The sequence below is a fragment of the Pseudonocardia sp. DSM 110487 genome, from assembly GCF_019468565.1.
Taxonomy (GTDB): Bacteria; Actinomycetota; Actinomycetes; order Mycobacteriales; family Pseudonocardiaceae; genus Pseudonocardia.
Genome location: NZ_CP080521.1, coordinates 2312339 through 2330332, shown reverse-complemented (window position 1 = coordinate 2330332; position 17994 = coordinate 2312339). Strand labels below are relative to the sequence as shown.

22 protein-coding genes are annotated in these 17994 nt (G+C 72.6%); 6 read left to right on the top strand and 16 right to left on the bottom strand.

Annotation, left to right across the window (positions count from 1 at the left end):
- Nucleotides 1-177 precede the first annotated feature (177 nt).
- The gene (locus tag K1T35_RS10680; protein WP_220260004.1) at nt 178-690 is read left to right on the top strand and encodes a tetratricopeptide repeat protein; all 513 of its coding nucleotides are present in this window, start codon (nt 178-180) and stop codon (nt 688-690) included.
- Here K1T35_RS10680 and K1T35_RS10675 read toward each other — a convergent pair whose 3' ends face one another.
- From K1T35_RS10675 to K1T35_RS10650, 6 genes are read right to left on the bottom strand one after another with little or no spacing between them, the layout of a single operon-like run.
- Nucleotides 691-2379: an adenine deaminase C-terminal domain-containing protein gene (locus K1T35_RS10675; RefSeq protein ID WP_220260003.1), complete on the bottom strand. Its 1689-nt coding sequence runs from the start codon at nt 2377-2379 to the stop codon at nt 691-693.
- Nucleotides 2376-3320 (bottom strand): nucleoside hydrolase, encoded by a 945-nt coding sequence (locus tag K1T35_RS10670; protein ID WP_220260002.1) that lies wholly within the window; start codon nt 3318-3320, stop codon nt 2376-2378. The genes K1T35_RS10675 and K1T35_RS10670 overlap by 4 nt, the downstream gene beginning before the upstream one ends.
- Nucleotides 3320-4369, bottom strand: coding sequence for an ABC transporter substrate-binding protein (locus K1T35_RS10665; protein WP_220260001.1), 1050 nt, complete (start codon nt 4367-4369; stop codon nt 3320-3322). Before K1T35_RS10665 ends, K1T35_RS10670 begins: the two co-directional genes overlap by 1 nt.
- Nucleotides 4366-5418, bottom strand: a complete 1053-nt coding sequence (locus K1T35_RS10660) for an ABC transporter ATP-binding protein (RefSeq protein ID WP_220260000.1) — start codon at nt 5416-5418, stop codon at nt 4366-4368. The genes K1T35_RS10665 and K1T35_RS10660 overlap by 4 nt, the downstream gene beginning before the upstream one ends.
- Nucleotides 5415-6209, bottom strand: a complete 795-nt coding sequence (locus K1T35_RS10655; RefSeq protein ID WP_220259999.1) for an ABC transporter permease — start codon at nt 6207-6209, stop codon at nt 5415-5417. The genes K1T35_RS10660 and K1T35_RS10655 overlap by 4 nt, the downstream gene beginning before the upstream one ends.
- Nucleotides 6206-7030, bottom strand: a complete 825-nt coding sequence (locus K1T35_RS10650) for an ABC transporter permease (RefSeq protein WP_220259998.1) — start codon at nt 7028-7030, stop codon at nt 6206-6208. Before K1T35_RS10650 ends, K1T35_RS10655 begins: the two co-directional genes overlap by 4 nt.
- Before the next feature lie 140 nt (nt 7031-7170).
- On the opposite strand from K1T35_RS10650, the gene K1T35_RS10645 reads away from it, so the two are divergent.
- Nucleotides 7171-8136 (top strand): LacI family DNA-binding transcriptional regulator, encoded by a 966-nt coding sequence (locus tag K1T35_RS10645; RefSeq protein WP_220259997.1) that lies wholly within the window; start codon nt 7171-7173, stop codon nt 8134-8136.
- A 16-nt stretch (nt 8137-8152) separates the two neighbouring features.
- On the opposite strand, the gene K1T35_RS49730 is transcribed toward K1T35_RS10645, so the two are convergent.
- The 5 genes from K1T35_RS49730 to rsfS form a co-directional block, all read right to left on the bottom strand.
- Nucleotides 8153-9136, bottom strand: coding sequence for a helix-hairpin-helix domain-containing protein (locus K1T35_RS49730; protein ID WP_370645340.1), 984 nt, complete (start codon nt 9134-9136; stop codon nt 8153-8155).
- 128 nt (nt 9137-9264) lie between these two features.
- Nucleotides 9265-10116 (bottom strand): DegV family protein, encoded by an 852-nt coding sequence (locus K1T35_RS10635; protein WP_220259996.1) that lies wholly within the window; start codon nt 10114-10116, stop codon nt 9265-9267.
- 29 nt (nt 10117-10145) lie between these two features.
- Nucleotides 10146-10856 carry a diglucosylglycerate octanoyltransferase gene (gene octT / locus K1T35_RS10630; protein ID WP_255621756.1) on the bottom strand — a complete coding sequence of 237 codons (711 nt, stop codon included), beginning with the start codon at nt 10854-10856 and terminating at the stop codon, nt 10146-10148.
- Nucleotides 10857-10881: 25 nt separating this feature from the next.
- Nucleotides 10882-11508: a histidine phosphatase family protein gene (locus tag K1T35_RS10625; RefSeq protein ID WP_220259995.1), complete on the bottom strand. Its 627-nt coding sequence runs from the start codon at nt 11506-11508 to the stop codon at nt 10882-10884.
- Entirely contained in the window at nt 11505-11909 is a 405-nt protein-coding gene (rsfS, locus tag K1T35_RS10620) for a ribosome silencing factor (protein ID WP_220259994.1), read from the bottom strand. Before rsfS ends, K1T35_RS10625 begins: the two co-directional genes overlap by 4 nt.
- Before the next feature lie 401 nt (nt 11910-12310).
- Between rsfS and K1T35_RS10615 the strand changes: the two genes are divergently transcribed.
- From K1T35_RS10615 to K1T35_RS10605, 3 genes are read left to right on the top strand one after another with little or no spacing between them, the layout of a single operon-like run.
- Nucleotides 12311-12688, top strand: a complete 378-nt coding sequence (locus K1T35_RS10615; protein ID WP_220259993.1) for an STAS domain-containing protein — start codon at nt 12311-12313, stop codon at nt 12686-12688.
- Nucleotides 12689-12695: 7 nt separating this feature from the next.
- The gene (locus K1T35_RS10610; protein ID WP_220259992.1) at nt 12696-13124 is read left to right on the top strand and encodes an ATP-binding protein; all 429 of its coding nucleotides are present in this window, start codon (nt 12696-12698) and stop codon (nt 13122-13124) included.
- A 46-nt stretch (nt 13125-13170) separates the two neighbouring features.
- Nucleotides 13171-13656, top strand: a complete 486-nt coding sequence (locus K1T35_RS10605) for a cupin domain-containing protein (RefSeq protein ID WP_220259991.1) — start codon at nt 13171-13173, stop codon at nt 13654-13656.
- A 4-nt stretch (nt 13657-13660) separates the two neighbouring features.
- Here K1T35_RS10605 and nadD read toward each other — a convergent pair whose 3' ends face one another.
- The 5 genes from nadD to K1T35_RS10580 all read right to left on the bottom strand — a co-directional run bounded on the left by nadD (nt 13661) and on the right by K1T35_RS10580 (nt 17025).
- Nucleotides 13661-14254: a nicotinate-nucleotide adenylyltransferase gene (gene nadD, locus K1T35_RS10600; RefSeq protein WP_220259990.1), complete on the bottom strand. Its 594-nt coding sequence runs from the start codon at nt 14252-14254 to the stop codon at nt 13661-13663.
- Between the two features lie 197 nt (nt 14255-14451).
- Nucleotides 14452-15051: a TetR/AcrR family transcriptional regulator gene (locus K1T35_RS10595; protein ID WP_220259989.1), complete on the bottom strand. Its 600-nt coding sequence runs from the start codon at nt 15049-15051 to the stop codon at nt 14452-14454.
- 106 nt (nt 15052-15157) lie between these two features.
- Nucleotides 15158-15517 carry an SPW repeat protein gene (locus tag K1T35_RS10590; RefSeq protein ID WP_220259988.1) on the bottom strand — a complete coding sequence of 120 codons (360 nt, stop codon included), beginning with the start codon at nt 15515-15517 and terminating at the stop codon, nt 15158-15160.
- Between the two features lie 104 nt (nt 15518-15621).
- Nucleotides 15622-16242: an alpha-ketoglutarate-dependent dioxygenase AlkB gene (locus K1T35_RS10585; RefSeq protein WP_220259987.1), complete on the bottom strand. Its 621-nt coding sequence runs from the start codon at nt 16240-16242 to the stop codon at nt 15622-15624.
- Between the two features lie 60 nt (nt 16243-16302).
- Nucleotides 16303-17025: an SDR family oxidoreductase gene (locus K1T35_RS10580; protein WP_220259986.1), complete on the bottom strand. Its 723-nt coding sequence runs from the start codon at nt 17023-17025 to the stop codon at nt 16303-16305.
- A gap of 83 nt (nt 17026-17108) precedes the next feature.
- Between K1T35_RS10580 and K1T35_RS10575 the strand changes: the two genes are divergently transcribed.
- Complete coding sequence (locus tag K1T35_RS10575; protein ID WP_220259985.1) at nt 17109-17987, top strand: LysR family transcriptional regulator; 879 nt, start codon at nt 17109-17111, stop codon at nt 17985-17987.
- Nucleotides 17988-17994 lie beyond the last annotated feature (7 nt).

Below are 17994 nucleotides of genomic sequence, written 5' to 3'. Positions count from 1 at the left end.
CGCCGCCGAAGCGCACCGGCGCGACCGAACCCGTCGGTCCCTTCGACCACGCTGGACACCGGGGGGCGGCGCCCGCACCACCCCAACCGTTGCGCTCCTTCTTCGGTCCTACCTGGTGTGTCGGATGCATCCTCGGGAGGACAGAAGACCATGAACCGGTTTCGACGCCGGAGGCCCTTGCCGCTGCCACCAGCCGTCGTGATCGGCGTTGCCGCGGTGGTGCTGTACACGGCGGGTGTTGGTATCGCGGTCCTGGTCGGGGGTGTCGATGCCACCCCGGAGTGGATGCGGGAGACGGCGTTCTGGCTCGCCGTGGTGGTCGGGCTCGCCCTGGTCGGCGCCGCGTCGGAGTGGGTCACGAACTTCTGGATTATGAAGCGGGCCTGCAGGGCCATCAAGGCGCACCGATTCCGCGACGCCTCCATAGATCTGCAGCTCTACGTCGAGGAGCTGGAGAAGATGGCCGGGCCGAACGACCCGCTCACGCTCCGCTGGACCTCCACCCTGGCCCACGTGCTGCTCCACAGGGGGCAGCGGATGCGGGCGATGGCGCTCCTCGCGCTCGTGATCGACGACCAGCTGTCCGTCCTGGGCCCGAATCATCCGGACACGCGACGGTCGTTGCGGCTGCTGGAGCGCCACATGGACATCACCGCCCCGATCGCGCCGGTCGAGGCCTGGTGGCGATAGCTATACGGCGTCCAGCACCGCCGGTTCCCAGTCCCGCCGCACCACGCGGACGAGGCCCCTGTCGGTGATCTTCACCTGCGGCGAGACCGGCAGCGCGAGGGTCGTCAGGCTCATGAACGGGTTCGCGTGCCGCCAGCCCCACTCCTGCACCGCCGCCCGGACCGCCCGTGCGCCCGCGGCGACGTCGGCACCGGGCCGGGTCGACATGACGCCACCGACGGGCAGCGGCAGGTCCACCGGGTGGGCACCGTCGCGCACCACGCTGATGCCCCCGCCGAGCGCGACAACCCGGGTCGCCGCCTCCTCCAGTGCGACCGCCGATGTGGCGATCACAGTGAGGTTGTGGCTGTCGTGGGCGTACGTAGTGGCGAACGCCCCCGGCTCGAGGTCGAATCCGAGCACCGGCGCGGTCTGCCCCGTACCCGCGCCGCTGTGCCGCTCCAGGACGGTGACCACGGCGCAGCGCCCCTCCCAGCCGACCACCCCGTCCCGCACCGGCAGCACGATCTCGTCGGGCGCGGTGTAGGTGTCGGTGGGGTTGACCCGCAGGGCGCGGAACGTGTGGTCGCCGTCGGGCAGGTCCGCCCGCCAGGTGGCGAGACCGGTGAGGTCGGCGGGGACGTGCACCGACTCGCCGAACGGGTTGTCGACGCGGGGACGCTCTGCCCCCGCTTCGACCGGACGCCCGCGACAGATCACCAGCTCCGGCGTGAACGAGGTCAGGTCGCGCAGCACCACGAGGTCGGCGCGGCGACCGGGGGCGACGACGCCCCGGTCGTCGAGCCCGAGCCGCCGGGCGGGGTGCAGGGTGAGCGCACGCAGCACCACCAGCGGCGGCATGCCGCAGGCCAGCGCGACCGCCGCGAGGTGGTCGAGATGGCCGCGGTCGAGCACGGCGTCGGGCGCGACGTCGTCGCTGACCAGGCAGAAGTCCGGGAGCACCGGCAGCGCGAGCAGTGCCGACACGAGCTCATCGCTCAGGCACTTCTCCTGCAGCATCATCACCATGCCCAGCCGGGCCTTCTCGACGGTGACCGCGGCCGAGTTCTTGGTGTGGTCGGAGTCGATCCCGGCCCAGAGGTACTCGTTCAGGTCGGCGCCGCTGATGTGCGGGCAGTGCCCGTCGAGGCGCACGCCCGCATCCTTCGCGGCGTCGATGATCGCGGTGGTGCGCGCATCGCGGGAGATCACCGCCCGGTAGTCCATCACCTCGCCCAGCGTGGTGACGCCCTCCCAGCCGAGCATCTCCGCGATGTCGGCGGCATCCAGGTCGGCGCCCGCGGTCTCGAAACCGTGCAGCGACGGGACGCACGACGGCACCGCCCACCGGATGTCCTGCCGCAGCCCCCTGCCCTGCTCGATCATCCACGCCATCGCCTCGCGGCCGGCAACGTTGACGATCTCGTGCGGGTCGGCCAGCACGGTGGTGGTGCCGAGCGGGAGCGTCAGCGCCTCGAACTCCACCGGCGTGACCAGCGAGCTCTCCACATGCATGTGCGCGTCGATGTAGCCGGGTACGACGAGCCGGCCGGTGACGTCCACGGTCTCCGGCGCCGCCAGCTCGGCCGTGCCAGGAGCCAGGACCGCCCTGATGCGGTCACCCGCGAGGAGCACATCGGCCCGGAAGGTCTCCCCCGTGTGCACCGAGATCACCGAGCCGCCTGCCAGCAGCAGCGTGCCCTCGATCATCGACTCCCCTCCAGCGCGTCCAGCAGCAGCGCCTCGATCGCCGCGGGCTCCAGTTCGAGCGCGACGTCGACGGTGGCCGGCCCGCGCGTCCGGCCGTACACGTCCACCACGAGCGCACCCCGGGTGAGCTCACCCGCGCACTCGACGTCGACCGCGTGCCGGTGCCAGCCGAACGGCGCCGGATCGATCACCGCGGCCAGTGCGGTGGCGTCGTGCACGTAGCAGAGCCGCTTCCCGTGCCGCGCCTCGTGCCGGTCGGTGAGGCCCCGCAGCATGGCCCCGGCCGTGGCCGTTCGCACATCGGACGAGGCAGCGAGCCGGTCGCTCAGCCGTCCGGGGAACGCGGCGCGGCGCGTGACGTCGAGCGGGACCACCCGGACCGGCAGACCTGAGGTCAGCACGGCCCGGGCGGCCTCGGGGTCGCAGAACGTGTTGAACTCGGCGGCCGGAGTGATGTTGCCCGGCACGAACGCGGCGCCGCCCATGTGCACGATCCCGCGCAGCGCGGCCGCGGCGTCCGGGTGTTCGGTGACCAGCCGCGCAACGTTCGTCAGCGGGCCGATCGCGACGAGCACGACCTCGCCCGGTCGGTCGAGGGCGAGCCGCGCGATCAGCTCCGGCGCACCCGCCTCGACGCGGCGTGCGCTCGCCTGCAGCGTGACCCCGCCCAGCGCACCGATCCCGTGGATCGGCTCGTCGGGCACGCGCCGGCCGCCCCGCAGCGGTCCGGCCGCACCGCGGGCCAGCGGGAGATCGGTGGGCGCGCCCGCGAGATCCAGGACGGCTGCGGCGTTGGCGGTGACCACGTCGACGCCCGCGTTGCCGGCCACGGTCGTGACGCCGAGGACCTCCAGCTCGGGCGAGCGGAACGCAAGCAGCAGTGCGATCGCGTCGTCCACCCCGGGATCGCAGTCGATCACGACCGGGATCGGCTCTCGCATTATCCGGACACCCGCCGGGCGAACTCGTCGATCCACGCCGCGCGGTGGGCGCCGACGAACGCGAGGTCGAGCGGGGCGAATCCGGCGGCAGCGGGGTCGCTCGCCGCTCCCCCGGACACCTGCGCGATCACCGGCGGCAGGGTGGCGTCGCGGTTGACCGGCTTGTCCGAGAACGCCGTGGCGTTGCCCGTCTGCACCTGCGGCGAGAGCAGGTAGTCGATGAACTTCGCGGCGGCCTCCGGGTTGGGGCTGCCGGCGACGACCTCGGCCTTGTTGTAGGAGAGCAGCTTGCCGTGGTCGAGCGGCGCCCACGAGAGCGGGCTGCCCGCCTCGACCGGGTCGTAGGCGAACAGGTCAAGCCCAGGCGCGGCGACGACCTCGCCCCGCTGGAGCAGACTGAGCAGCTCGGTGGTGCTGCTGTAGAACTGCAGCACGTTGGGCTTGAGCTCGGCGAGCTTGGCGAACGCGGTCTCGACGTCCTGCGGCCCGCTGCCGAACGTCTCGGCCACGGCCATCAGGAACGGCACTCCCGCGGTGGCGGAGATGTCCGGTACGGCGATCTTCCCCGCGAACCGCGGGTCCCACAACGACTCGACGGTCGGGGGCGCGTCCGGGAACGCCTGCGTGCTGTAGAGCATGCCGAGCAGCGTGAACGTGTACGGGACGCCGTAGCTGCCGCTGGTCTGCACGAAGTCGAACGTGTTGGCCCGGTTCGGCACGGCGGCCGGATCGATCTCGGAGAACAGGCCTTCCCGTTCGCCGTCGGCGGCGAACAGATCCGAGATCAGCATGACGTCGACGTCCGGGCGGGCGCGGTTGACCAGCAGCTGGTTGTACCGGTCGGAGTTGGACCCTGAGTCGAAGGTGACCTGGATGCCGGTCTGCTCCTCGAACGGAGCGATCACCGTCTTCTCGAACTCCTCGGCGCCGAAGCTGAACCCGGAGACGACCAGCTCGCCGGACCCGCCGGTGTCGCCTTCCCCGCCACCTGCACAGCCGGCGACGAGCAGCGCCGCCGCGGCCGCGAGCGCGACCCTCGTCTTGATCATTCGGACTCCTCGGGATCGGGGGTGAGCGCGACGATCGCGGCCTCGGGCAGGACCACCCGGACCGCCGAGCCGGGTGCCGGCTCCGGGCTCCCGCTGACACCCTGCAGCCGCACGTCGCCGCCGGGCAGGGGGACGACGGCGGTGGCGGTGCTGTAGGTGCCGCGGTACGTGGTGGCGACGAGCGTGCCGGCCAGCGCCTCGGCATGAGGTGGCGTCGGATCGTCCGCGGGCACGACCTCGACGTGCTCGGGGCGGACCGCGACGAGCCCGCGCCCTGGCAGCTCGAACACGTTCTCGTAGCCGAGGAACTCCGCCACGAACCGCGACCGCGGCCGCTCGAATACCGCGCGCGGGCTGCCCTCCTGGGCGATCCGGCCGCCCTGCAACAGCACGATCCGGTCGGCGACGGCGAGCGCCTCCTCCTGGTCGTGGGTGACGAGCAGGGTGGTGAGCCCGGTCTCGCGCTGCACGCGGGCGAGCTCGTCGCGCAGCTGCACCCGCAGCCGGGCGTCCAGGTTGGACAGCGGTTCGTCGAGCAGCAGGACGTCGGGGCGCAGCACCACGGCGCGGGCCAGCGCCACCCGCTGCTGCTGCCCGCCCGACAGCTGCGCGGGCCGCCGATCGCCGAGGTCGCCGAGCCCCACCAGGTCGAGCGCCTCCCGCACGCGCCGGGCGCGCTCCGCCCGCGCGACCTTCCGCATCCGCAGCCCGAACGCCACGTTCTCGGTGACGCTCATGTGCGGGAAGAGGGCATAGGACTGGAAGACCATGCCGATGTTGCGCAGCCGTGGCGGGGTGCGCACCGCGTCGCTGCCGTTGATCAGGATCTGTCCCGCCGTCGGCTCCAGGTAGCCGGCGATCATCCGCAGCAACGTGGTCTTGCCGCAGCCGCTCGGACCGAGCAGCGCCATGAACTCGCCCCGCCGCACCGTGAGATCGAGGTCGCGCACGACGGGACCGGACCCGAAGTCGCGGGTGATCCCGCGCAGCGCCACGACGGCGTCGGCCGCGACGGCGCTCTCCGGTGCGGCGGTGGCCGAGGTGGTCATGAGGCGCTCCGTCCGAAGACCTTCTGGAAACCGACCAGGCGCTCGGTCAGCAGCGCGATCCCGATCGTCAGGAGCAGCAGCAGGGTGCTGACCGCCGCGATCATGGGCGTGAACGAGGTCTGGACGTACTCGAGCATTGCCACCGGCAGCGTCTCCACCCGGCGCGAGGTGAGCATCAGCGACAGCGGCACGTTGTTGAACGACGTGAGCAGCGACAGCATCGTGGCCGCCACCACGCCGGGCGCGATCACCGGCACCGTGACGCGGAAGAACGTGGTGAGCGGGCCCGCGCCCAGCCCGGCCGCCGCGTCCTCGAGGGCCGGGTCAGCCTGCTGCAGCGACGCCCCGGTGACCCGCACCGTGTAGGGCAGCAGCAGCACGGCGTGCCCTGCGACGAGCGCGGTGAGGGCGTCGACCCCGGCGTCGACCATCAACAGCTGGAAGAGCGCGAACCCGAGCACGAGCTCCGGGACGATCAGCGGGGAGACGAACAGCAGCTGCAGTGCGTGCCGCCCGCGCGGGTACCGGCGGTGGATCGCGTAGGTGGCCGGGACGCCCACGGCGAGCGCGAGCACGGTGGCGAGGAACGCGACCTGAACGCTGGTCCACAGGGCCGACCGGAACGGCTCGTAGGCGAGCGCATCGGCGAACCAGCGCAGCGAGAGCCCTTCGGGCGGGAAGGTGAGCACGGTGCCCGCGGACAGCCCCACACCGACCACCACGACGATCGGGAAGAGCAGGAACACCACGGCCGCGGCGGTGATCAGGGTGAAGATCGGTCGCTTCGTCATCGCAGGCTCCCGATCGCCGAGACCCGCGACATCACGACGGCGACGACCAGCACGATCGCCGTCATGATGATCGCGATCGCGCTCACCCCGCTCCAGTCGACCGAGGTGTTGGCCTCCTGGTAGAGCAGGGTGGCCAGCGTGCGGTTGCGCGTGCCGCCGAGCAGCGACGGCGTGGTGAAGGCCGTGACGCAGCCCGCGAAGACCAGGATGGCGCCGACGGCGGTGCCGGGCAGGGCGAGCGGGAACACCACGCGTGCGAAGACCGCGGAGTTGCGGGCACCCATGCCGCGCGCGGCGTCCTCGAGTGCCGGGTCGACCGCGGCGAGCGAGCTGAAGGCGGTGAGCACGAGCAGAGGCATGAACAGCTGTGTGAGACCGAGCACCATCGCCGTCTCGGTGTACAGGAGCTGGACCGGTCCGGCGGCCAGCCCGACGGCCTGCAGCGCGCGGCTGATCAACCCCTCCCCGCCGAGCAGCACGATCCACGCGAACGTCCGGATCACGGTGGAGAGCAGCAGCGGGAAGGTGACGGCGAGCAGCAGCAGCGCCCGCCAGCGGGGCGCGGCCCTGCTGATCGCCCAGGCCACCGGGAAGCCGAACAGCAGGCTCAGGAGCGTCGCGATACCCGCAACGCGGGCCGTGCGGGCGACGATCTCGACCACGTAGGGGTCCATGACGGCCGCGGCGAGGCTGGCGGGCACGTCCGGATCGGGGTCGGCGGCGGGCGCGACGAGCATGGTGACGTACGGGTAGAGGAACCCGACGATCACCAGCACGGCCGCGGGGAGCAGCAACGCGCTGGTGACGAGCCCACGCCGCATCGGAATCCTCCCACGCGCTGAAACCGGTTGCTGCAACGGGTTGCTGAAACCGGTTGCGGCGAGGACGCTACAGTTGTCGCCCGGCGGAACGCAATTTCGCCCGGCGGTCTTTACGGCGGTGAAACACGGCGGAGGTGGGCGTGGTCCGGCTCGAGGACGTTGCCCGTGCCGCCGGGGTGTCCAAGGCCACCGCCTCCCGGGCCCTGAGCCGGCCCGACCTGGTGGCGGCCGACACGCGGGAACGGGTGCAGCGGCTGGCCGCGGAGATGGGGCTCAACCTCAACCCGGCCGCCCGCGCCCTGTTCACCGGCCGGACCGGTGCCCTCGCCATGATCGTCCCGTCGCTGACCAACCCCTACTTCGCCCCGATCCTGGCCGGCGCCCAGCAGGAGCTCGCCACCGGGAACGGGCACGCGCTGATCGCCGCGTCCGACGGTGGGACGGGCGAGATCGAGCTGGCGCACAGCCTCCTCGGGCACGCCGACGGCGCGCTCCTGATCGCGCCCCGGGCGGGCGACGACGACATCCGGCAGCTCGCCTCCCGCATGCCGCTCGTCGTGATCGACCGCCACGTGCGCGGCGTGCCCGCGTTCGTGGCCGACACGCCCCGCGGCGTCGGGCAGCTGGTCACCCACCTGAACAACCTCGGCCACCGCCGGATCGGCTACGTCGGCGGCCCCGACGGCTCATCGCTGGACCGGCTGCGCATCGCCGCGGCGAAGCGGCACGCGACCGCGGCAGGCGGCGGCGTCGAGGTGGTCGGCTCCGCCACGCCCGAGCTCGACACCGGGCTTCGCCTCGCCGCGCAGTGGCCGTTCGGCCCCGATGTCACCGCGGTGGTTGCCTACAGCAGCTTCATCGCCCTCGGCCTGCTCATCGGCCTGCGGGAACGCGGCACGGACGTGCCGGGAGAGGTGAGCATCGCCGCCGTCGACCACCTCGCCGCCGCCGGAGGCCTGCTCACCTCCCTCCGCGTGCCGCTGGAGGACCTGGGCCGAGCCGCCGCATCAGCGCTGCGCTCCTCCCCGCCCGCCCCCGACCCCCGCGTGACGAAGATCAGGGCCGAGCTCGTGGAGGGTCGCAGCACGGCGGACGCCCGTCGCTGATCGTCACACCTGATCGTCACACCATGACCAGCTCCCGCAGCTGCGCGAACCGGCGCTCGCCGATGCCCTCGATCTCCCGCAGCTGTTCCACCCGCGTGAACCGGCCATGGCGGGTGCGCCATTCGAGGATCCGTTGGGCCGTGACCGGACCCACGCCGGGCAATGCGTCGAGCTGCTCGACGGCGGCGGCGTTGAGATCGACCTTGCCCGTGGGTGCGCCGCTCGCCGGCGAGGGTGGGGCGCCGGGATTCGCGAGCGGGGCGGCGTCCGGCGCTGCCGGAACCCCCACCGCGACCTGCTCGCCGTCGACGACGCGGCGTGCCAGGTTGAGCGCCGAGAGGTCGGTGCCGGGGAGCGCCCCGCCTGCAGCGTCGAGCACGTCGGCGACGCGGGCCCCCTCCGGCACCTCGACGAGACCGGGCCGGTGGACCTTGCCCGACACGCTCACCACGAGCGGGGCAGGCGGTGCGGTCGGGACCGCCGCGGTGGTGGCAACCGCCGACGTGGGCGCCGCCGCGGCGGTGGCAGCGGCGGACACCGTGACCGCAGGCAGGTCGGGCACCGGCTCCGCCCGCGGCCGCTCGAACCAGACCCCCACCGCTGCCGCCACCGCGGCGACCGCGGCCACGAGCGCGAGCGCGGTGGCGCCGGGACGACCGGGGTCGACGCGCGCCCCACGCCACGACGCTGGCGCCAGCCGGCGCAGCGCCGCACCGACGCGACCGAGCCGCTCCGGCGGGAGCGCGAAGGAATCGTCCGCTCCGACGTCGCTGAGCTGCTCGTCCGGTACGAGACGCTCCAGGGGCCGGCGCGGGCCCGCCCGCGGCTGCGCCTGGGGCGCGCCGGCGAGCAGCATCGGCACCGTGGGCGGATCGAGCCGGAGCCGCCCGCCCGCCGGTCGGGGCGGCGGCCAGACCCCGCCGGGGCCGAGCACGTCCTCCTCGGGTATGCCCGCGGGCTCGGGCGACGCAGGCAGGACGAGGGATTCGGATCGCGTCATGGGATCGACGCTAGGTCAGTGAGAGCCCGGGAAGCGGATGTCGTGGAGAGCTGTGGATGGCCGATACCCGAGGTGGATAATTCGCCGCCCGTCAGGAAGGACTGTCGGTGCCGCGTGCCGTGCGGCACTCAGCCCTTCGGCACCACGACCACACCGAGCAGGCCGGGCCCGACGTGCGCGCCGATCACCGCCCCGACCTCCGACACGAGCAGCCGCGCCACATGGGGCAACCGCTCCCGCAACCGGGCCGCGACCTCCTCGGCCCGCGAGGCCGCGGCCAGGTGGTGCACCGCGAGGTCGACCGGCCCGTCCCCCGCCGCCTTGACGGCGAGCTCCACGAGCCGCTGGGCGGCGCGCGCCGTGGTGCGCACCTTCTCCAGCGGCACGATGCGGCCCTGCGCCACGTGCAGCAATGGCTTCACCGCCAGTGCGGTGCCGACGAGCGCGGCCGCGGCTCCGATGCGTCCCCCGCGGCGGAGCCGGTCGAGCGTCTCGACCGAGAAGAACAGGCGGCACCGCGCCGCGACGGCCTCCGCCGCGGCCGCCACCTCGACGCCCGGCGACCCGACCCGTGCGGCCTCGGCGGCAGCCAGCACCGCGAAACCAAGGCCCATGCCGGTGGACCTGGAGTCGACCACGTGCACCCGCTCCGAACCGACCTCATCGGCCGCCAGCCTGGCCGCGTCCCACGTGCCGGAGAGCTCCCGCGACAGGTGCACCGACACCACCTCGTCGGCGCCGCCGTCGAGCGCCGCTCGGTAGCACGCGATGAACTCGGCCGGCGTCGGCCGGGACGTCTGCACGTCGAGGCGCCGATCGGCCAGCGCCGCGGACAGCTCGGCGGCGTCGATGTCGATGCCCTCGCGTCCGACCCGGTCGCCGATCCGGACCTCGAGCGCGACGACCCTGATCCCCCGTTCCTCCGCCACTCCCTTCGGGAGGTAGGCGGTGGAGTCCGTGACGACGACGGCGACAGGCACGGCGCGGGAGCCTAGTGCACTAGCGCCCGCTACCGTCCCAGCAACCGAGCACACGCCTCCCCGACCGCGGCATGGGCCTCCCATCCCCAGTGCATCCCGTCCGGGTTGCCGTGGCCACCCAATACGTGGTCGGTGACGAGGGCGGGCAGGTCGAGCAGGGCCACCCCCGACGCGCGGGCCCACTCCCGGGTGGCTCGCTCGCCACGCAGCCGTCCGGGATGCACCGACGCGTAGCACTCGGCGCGGTGCGGCGGTGGCAGCGCGGCCACGACGGGGAGGCCGGGGCGGACCGCGAGCACGGCGCTGCGGCATCGCTCCAGGTACTGCACGGTGAGCCGCGGCGGCAGCGCCACCGGCCCGCCCCCCGGCAGAACCTGGGCGAAGGCCCGCGCGAGCACCGGCTGCGCGCGCAGGTAGGCGGAACGGGCACGGCGGCGCAGCCCGTCAGGGCGCAACACCGGGATGAGCTCGCGCAACGCGGTGGGCAGCGGGGACGGGAGGGTGTCCATGCCGCCGACGCCCAGCACGAGCGCGTCGACGGCCGGCAGGACGGCCCACACGCGCGGATCGGAGATCAGCGCGTGCCAGGCGTGCCGCGCTGTCCAGCCGGTTCCGGCGACGATCTCGGCGCGGGCGCCGCGCGCGGCCGCGGCGACGTTCGGCCAGAGCCGGGGGTCGTCGGCGGGCTCGGGTCGCTCCGGGCCGTGGAAGGCGAGCGAGTCGCCGAGCACCAGCAGCACGGGGCGCTCCGCGGTGCCGGCCAGGTCAGGTACCGAGGCCGACGTTGTACCCGGCGAGCCGCCATCGCGGGTGGTCGGCCCGGCGCGCCAGCGCGGCCCACCGGCAGTTGCCGATACCGCCGATCGCGGGCCACGCCGTGGCGGGCAGCGCCAGCAGCCCGCACACCAGCCCGGCGATCAGGCCACCGTGGGCCACCAGCACGACGCTCGTGTCCGACCCATCGGATCCGTACTCCTCGTCCAGCTCCTCGACGACGGGCAGCGAGCGGCGCACCACCTCGATGCGCGACTCCCCGCCCGGCGGCGCCCAACCGGGATCCGAGCGCCATGTGGCGATCGCGCCTGGCCAGCTCTCCTCGATCTCGGCGACCGTGCGGCCCTGCCACTCCCCGAGGTGGGTCTCCCGCAGTCGCGCGTCGTACTTGACGGGCAGACCGCAGGCTGTCGAGACGAGGTCGGCGGTGTCCACGGCGCGCCGCAGATCCGAGCTGATCAGCCGGTCCGGCATCAGCCGGGCGATCTCGGGTGCGACGGCAGCCGCCTGCTCGACTCCGGTTTCGGTGAGCATCGAGTCGAGATGCCCCTGCATGCGGCCGCCGACGTTGTAGTCGGTCTGGCCGTGACGCAGCAGGACCAGCCTGCGCAGGCTCACGCCGTCGGTCCCGTCGTGTCGGCGGACGGCCCGGCGTCGATGACCGCCTCCGGGAACGCGATCCGCGGGCAGTCCTTCCACAGCCGGTCCAGCCCGTAGAAGCCACGCTCCTCGGTGTGCTGGACGTGCACGACCACGTCGACGAAGTCCAGGAGCACCCAGCGCCCTTCGCGCGTGCCCTCCCGGCGCGTCGGCTTGGCGCCGTGCAGGCGCAGCTTCTCCTCGACCTCGTCGACGATGGCCTGCACCTGCCGTTCGTTGGGGGCTGACGCGATCACGAAGCAATCGGTGATCACGAGCTGGTCGGACACGTCGAGCACGACGATGTCCTGCGCTTTCTTGTCGGCCGCGGCGGCCACTGCCACGCGGGCCATGTCGAGCGCGTCGTCGGTCGCCGTCACCCGTTCCCCTTCCCCGGCGGGTCGCGCCCACCTACTCCCACCCATTGTCCCAGTTCCGTTCGGCGGCGCCCGTACGCGGTCCGCCGACAGGTGGTTTGCGGCGTGTGCGGAGCGGGAACCGGGTCCATGTGCGGACGTCCGAGGGCTGCGAGGGCCGATGACTGCAACCAACGAGGCGACCGACGAGGTCATCGACGGCGCTCCGGTTGACGATCGGGTGCAGTCCCGAGCGACCCACGCGGAGGACGTCGCGGAGGCGGCGGCCCGGGACGTCGCGCGCCTGCTCGACCGGCGTGGTCTCCGCGAGGTGGTCGCGCTCGCCCATCGCGTCCTGCGTGAATCGACCCGCCTCACCACGACGGCGGCCCCGCGAGCCGACGACAGCTGTACGCTGCGCCAGCATGAACGGCCCACTCGGCGGGGTACCGCCAGCCGAGCAGTTGATGACGATCGAGCGTGACGACCGAGGCGGCTGCCTGGTGCTGGTCGTGCACGGCGAGGTGGACCTGAGCACTGGAGGGCGGCTGATGGAGGCCGGCAACGCGGCGCTGCACGAATCTGCGCACCAGCCGGTGGTCCTCGACCTCACGGGGGTCGACTTCCTCTCCTCCTCAGGGCTCGGGCTGCTCGTCGCCCTGCACGACGACGGCCGGGAGCTGGGCGCCCCGTTACGGGTGGTCGTCGACCCGACCCGGCCGGTGATCCGGCCGATCCGCACGATGGGCCTTGACGAGGTGCTGTCGCTCTTCCGCACCCTCGACGAGGCCGTCGCGGCCTGAGCCGCTCGTGGGAATCCCGCCGCATCCAGCCGACGACGTGATCTCCATGGTGCTCATGGCCGATCCGGTATCGCTCTCGGTCGTACGTGAACGCTTCCGGCGCTGGCTCGGGGAGCTCTGCTGGCCTCCGCGCGAGGTCGATGACGTCGTGATGGCCGTCAACGAGGCCGTGACCAGCGCCGTGGAGCACACCCACCCCTCGGCCATCGGCGCGGAGGTGAGGGTGGCGGCCCGCCAGTACGCCGAGCCGGACGGCGGGCGGCGGATCCTCGTGGCGGTCGCCGGCGGCGAGCACTGGACACCCGAGCCACAGGGCTTCGAGGGGCCCGGCCTCCTGATGATCCATTCCTGCATGGACGCCATCGAGGTGACCCGGGAGGACGAGGGCACCACGATGCTGCTGACGAGCGCGAAGGTGCCACCGCTGGGAAAGTGATCGCACCGACTCGCCACTCCGCCCCCGCGGGCGCAAACTCGAGACCATGACCGGTACGCAGCAGAGCCCAGCGTCCCGCATCGTGACCCCGGTGATCACCACCCAGGAGACCCAGCGAGCGATTCCGTTCCTCGGGCAGTCGTACCGCGTCAGGGTCTCCGGCGAGGACACCGCCGGCACCTTCGCGGTGCTCGACACCGAGGCCCTGCGTGGCCACGGCAGCCCGATGCACGTGCACCGCAACGACTGCGAGATCTTCCTCGTCCTCGAGGGCACGCTGCGGGTCGTCGTGGACGGGCAGGAACACGAGGCAGGCGCAGGCAGCGCCGCGGTGCTACCTGCGGGCCGCCCCCACGGCTTCGTCGTCACCAGCGCGGCGGCCCGCTACCTGACCATGCACCACGGGCCCGCGTTCGAGCGGTTCGCGGCGGCCGCGTCCGGCGAGGGCGACGGCATCCCCGCACCTTCGCGGCTGACCGAAATCGCCGCCGCTCACGGCATCGACATCATCGGTCCACCGCCGGCGCCCTGACCGCTCAGGACTTCTCGTCCCGGTAGAGGCGGCGCTTGGAGATGTACTGCACCACCCCGTCCGGCACGAGATACCAGACCGGCCGGCCGCCCTCCACCCGCCGGCGGCAGTCGGTGGACGAGATCGCCATCGCCGGCACCTCGACGAGCGAGACCGCGCCGTCCGGGAGGTGGTTGTCGTCGAGCGTGTACCCCGGCCGCGTCACGCCGACGAAGTGGGCGAGCCGGAAGAGCTCGTCGAGCCGCTGCCAGGTGAGGATCTGGGCGAGCGCGTCGGCGCCGGTGATGAAGTACAGCTCCGCGTCGGGGTACTCGGCACGCAGATCGGTGAGCGTGTCGGCGGTGTAGGTCGGGCCCGGCCGGTCGATGTCGACCCGGCTCACCGAGAACATCGGGTTGGAGGCGGTGGCAACTACCGTCATGAGATAACGGTCCTCGGAGCGGCTCACCGCGCGGTCGGTCTTCTGCCATGGCCGGCCCGTCGGCACGAATATCACTTCGTCCAGGCCGAAGCGGTGTGCCACCTCGCTGGCCGCCACGAGGTGGCCGTTGTGAATCGGGTCGAACGTCCCGCCCATGACGCCGATCTTGCGGTGCACGTCCGAAGACTAGGCCGTGCCTCGTGGATCTTGGGCGATGGGCTTCGAGATCCAGATCGACCCTGGCAAGGCGGAGGCCCGAGCCGTTGTATTGGAATACCCGGTCGGGCCGACAACGCAGCCAGGGGCGATCTGGGCTCGAAGAGCGCGGTCAAGATCCGCGAGGCACGGCCAGATGCCCGCGGTTCAGCCGCCGTTCACGACGTCGCGGCGCGGGCGCCCGCTCCCGCGGCCAGCGCGTCGGCGAGGAAGCGCAGCTCGCGGTGCATGGCCTCCCGCGTGTCGGCGGCGTGCCGGGCCACCGAGTGCCGGTAGGTGACCACCGACGCGAGGAGACGCGCGGCACAGTCGACGTCGGCAGCCGGGCCGCCGCGCGGGAGCGCGCCCGCGACGACCTGCCGGATCAGCTCGACCATCCGTTCGAAACGCGCCTGCAGCGCGCGGAGCACCGCCGGGTGGGTGTCGGCCTCCCGCCACAGCAGATGGGACAACACCGCCGACGAATCGAGCGCCGTGTCGAACGCGTCGACGAGGCGATGCAGGCTGGATGCGACGTCGCCGGGGACGACAAGGGCCGCCGCCTCGATCCGATCCTCGGGCAGCCGCTCGATCAGCGCGGACAGCAGGTCCGGTTTGCGCTTGAAGTAGTAGTGGACGAGGCCCTTCGGCACGCCCGCCCGTTCCGCGATGCGGGACGTCGGTGTGGCGTCGAAACCAGCCTCGGCGAAGAGCTCCTCGGCAGCCGCGAGGATCCGCTCTCGGGCTCCAGGCTCGTCGGGCGGCGGGACGTCGCTCATGTGCTCCTCACCGGCCCATCTTGCAGCGCGGGACGGCCGCGGCCAACCGGGGCCGCGGCCGTGCTCGTGCGCGTGTTCCGTTGTGTGGTCTTCGGTGCTGGGTCGATCAGTGCGCTGCCAGGCCGCCTCGGTGCTCCGCCTGGGCCGCAGGCACTGCAGCGAGCCCCACCGCGACCGTCAGCACACCCGCGACCCAGGACGTCCAGGCCGCGCCCGCCATGTCGGCGTAGCCGAACACCCACGGCGAGATGAACAACAGGACGCCGAGCACCGCGTGCACGTACTCACTGGCCACCGAATCGGGCTGCGCGAGCGACCACAGTGCCGTGCCGGCGATCAGGACGCCGAACACGATCAGTGTCCACAGTGCTGCAGTGGTGGTGGACACCACGATCGGCGACAGCAGCGTGAGCACACCGATCACGACTGCCGCCCAGTCCTGCCACCGGCGCCATGTCCTGGTCATGTAGATCACCCTTCCCTCATGAGGAGATGACTCCATGATGCGCTTGACTGGCCGCCCGGTCAAGAATCGTCCGACCGATCTTCTGAGACGTGCGGAACACGCATTCAGCGGACGTAGGCGTGCCGGAACTGGATGCTGATCCGCGGCGCCGACACCCGTGTCTTCGGCACGGCGTGCTGCCACGTGCGCTGGCACGAACCGCCCATGACCAGCAGATCGCCCGGACCCGGGAGGTAGCCGATCGACGCGCCTCCGCCTGAGGGTCGCAGGCGGAACGGGCGCACCCCACCGAGCGAGACGAGCGCGACGACGGCCTCCGGCAGCTCGCGGGCCACGCGGTCGCCGTGCCACGCGACGCTGTCGGCGCCATCCCGGTACAGATTGGCCCCGACCTGCGTGAACGCCACGCCGTACCGCGCACTCAGCACCTCCGCCATCTCGCACAGCTCAGCAGGCGGCGCGGGACCCTCGTCGAGCCGCCACCGATGGGTGAGCCGGGGCTCGGGGACGACGCGGTCGTACATGCGCACCTCGCGGCCCGACCACGGCGTCTCCGCCAGCAGCCGGGCGAAGAGCTCGTCGGCCCCGCGACACCAGCCGGGCGCGTGGTCGACCCACGCCCCCTCTGCGAGCTCCCGGCGGTGCAGCGCGGCGAACGACCGGTCCAGCTCGAGCACGGGCGCGTCGAGCAGGGAGGGCTGCCAGGCGAGGTCCGGTGCGGCCATGCCGCCACGCTACCTCGGATCGAACATCAGTTCGATGACGATCTCGTGCGGCCGTCCGAGTCACCAGGGGACGGCGCCCTCGTCGTCGAAGAAGCCGCCGCGCGGGCCGTCATCCGGCAGGGTGGCGAGCCGGATCGCGATCGCGGCGCCCTGCTCGGGCGTCCGCGGAGCGTTGAAGCCGGTGAAGTCGGTCGCGACGTAGCCGGGGCAGCCGGCGTTCACGATGACGTTCGTGTCGGCGAGCCGGCGGGCGTACTGCGCCGTGACACTGTTGAGCATCGACTTCGACGGTGCGTACGCGGCCATGATCGGGCCGGTCTGCAGTGACAGCGAGCCCATGTTGCTCGACATGTTGACGATGCGCGGCGAGTCCGCGCGGCGGAGCAGCGGGAGCATCGCGTTCGTCACCCGGACGACCCCGAACACGTTCGTGTCGAGAACGGTGCGGACGACGTCGAGATCGAGCGTCGTCGGGTCCTGCGCGCCACCGTCGGTCCGGCCGGAGATGCCGGCGTTGTTGACGAGCACGTCGAGCCGTCCTGCCGCCTGCTCGATGGTCGCCGCTGCCGCGGCGACGCTGTCGTCGGAGGTGACGTCGAGGGCGACCCCGAACGCGCCGACGCCTGCGGCGCGCAGACGCTCGACGGCCTGCTCGCGCCTGGCATCGTCGCGCGCGCCCACCGCAACCGTGAAGCCGATCGCTCCGAGACCCTGTGCGACGGCGAAGCCGATTCCCTTGTTCGCGCCGGTGACCAGCGCAGTCCTGTCGTTCACTCGCTCCATGCTCTGCGCGCCGCACGTTCGCTGTCCAAGATCGATTCAGTACGCTGTGATACTCGCCGGGTATCAGACGGTAGGCTTCGTCGGTGCGCGATCTCGAGACCCGCGAACTCAGGTACTTCGTCGCGGTCGCCGAGGAACTGCACTTCGGACGCGCCGCCGTTCGACTCGGGATCGCACAACCGCCGCTCTCTCGCGCGATCCGCCAGCTGGAGCAGCGGCTCGGCGTCCAGCTCCTCGACCGCGACCGTCGTGGAGTGGCGCTCACCGACGCGGGCAGGGTGCTGCTCCGCGAGGCAAGGGCGGCCCTCGATGCGGTCGCGGCCGCCGCGCATCGGACGCGCCGAGCCGGGAATCCGACGCGGCCGCTGGTGCTCGCGACGAAGGCCGGGGCGTCCCACGAGCTGCTGCGTCGGCTCCTCGACTCGCTTGGGCGCGAGCCGGGTGCGACACCGGTCGACGTCCTCCTGTGCGAGGTCGGCGAGCAGGCACGGCTGCTGCGCGACGGGCGCGCCGACGTGGCACTCATGCATCGCCCGTTCGACGACCTCGCCGGGTTCGACACCGAGGACCTCTACGTGGAGGGCCAGGTCGCGATCCTGCCGGCGGGGCATCCGCTCGCAGCACGCGATCAGCTCACGCTGGCTGATGTCCGCGACGTGCCGGGCCTGCCGATCGCGCGATGGCCCCGGCTCGACGGGTCCTACCCGGAGGGGGCCGGACCGGAGGTGCACACCCAGTCACAGCTCGCTCAGCTCGTGGCGCTGGACAGGACGCTGCTCGTCATCCCCGCCTCCAGCCGTGCCTGGCAGTGGCCCGAACACGTCGCGGTACCCGTCGTCGACGCGCCGGACGTCACCACGGTGATCGCCTGGCCGCCGAGCAGTCACTCACCGGCCGTTGCGTCACTCGTCCGCTCGGCAGCCGGGATCCACGGCACCGCGCCGCTCGCGCCCGCGGGCTGAGCTCGCG

What these genes read in the sequence shown, in the direction of transcription:
- K1T35_RS49730 (WP_370645340.1), bottom strand. Translation starts at nt 9,136, where the DNA reads ATGACGCGATCCGAATCCCTCGTCCTGCCTGCGTCGCCCGAGCCCGCG.
- K1T35_RS10670 (WP_220260002.1), bottom strand. Translation starts at nt 3,320, where the DNA reads ATGCGAGAGCCGATCCCGGTCGTGATCGACTGCGATCCCGGGGTGGAC.
- K1T35_RS10655 (WP_220259999.1), bottom strand. Translation starts at nt 6,209, where the DNA reads ATGACGAAGCGACCGATCTTCACCCTGATCACCGCCGCGGCCGTGGTG.
- K1T35_RS10580 (WP_220259986.1), bottom strand. Translation starts at nt 17,025, where the DNA reads ATGGAGCGAGTGAACGACAGGACTGCGCTGGTCACCGGCGCGAACAAG.
- K1T35_RS10585 (WP_220259987.1), bottom strand. Translation starts at nt 16,242, where the DNA reads ATGGCCGCACCGGACCTCGCCTGGCAGCCCTCCCTGCTCGACGCGCCC.
- K1T35_RS10590 (WP_220259988.1), bottom strand. Translation starts at nt 15,517, where the DNA reads ATGACCAGGACATGGCGCCGGTGGCAGGACTGGGCGGCAGTCGTGATC.
- K1T35_RS10660 (WP_220260000.1), bottom strand. Translation starts at nt 5,418, where the DNA reads ATGACCACCTCGGCCACCGCCGCACCGGAGAGCGCCGTCGCGGCCGAC.
- K1T35_RS10615 (WP_220259993.1), top strand. Translation starts at nt 12,311, where the DNA reads ATGAACGGCCCACTCGGCGGGGTACCGCCAGCCGAGCAGTTGATGACG.
- K1T35_RS10665 (WP_220260001.1), bottom strand. Translation starts at nt 4,369, where the DNA reads ATGATCAAGACGAGGGTCGCGCTCGCGGCCGCGGCGGCGCTGCTCGTC.
- K1T35_RS10650 (WP_220259998.1), bottom strand. Translation starts at nt 7,030, where the DNA reads ATGCGGCGTGGGCTCGTCACCAGCGCGTTGCTGCTCCCCGCGGCCGTG.
- K1T35_RS10675 (WP_220260003.1), bottom strand. Translation starts at nt 2,379, where the DNA reads ATGATCGAGGGCACGCTGCTGCTGGCAGGCGGCTCGGTGATCTCGGTG.
- K1T35_RS10595 (WP_220259989.1), bottom strand. Translation starts at nt 15,051, where the DNA reads ATGAGCGACGTCCCGCCGCCCGACGAGCCTGGAGCCCGAGAGCGGATC.
- K1T35_RS10605 (WP_220259991.1), top strand. Translation starts at nt 13,171, where the DNA reads ATGACCGGTACGCAGCAGAGCCCAGCGTCCCGCATCGTGACCCCGGTG.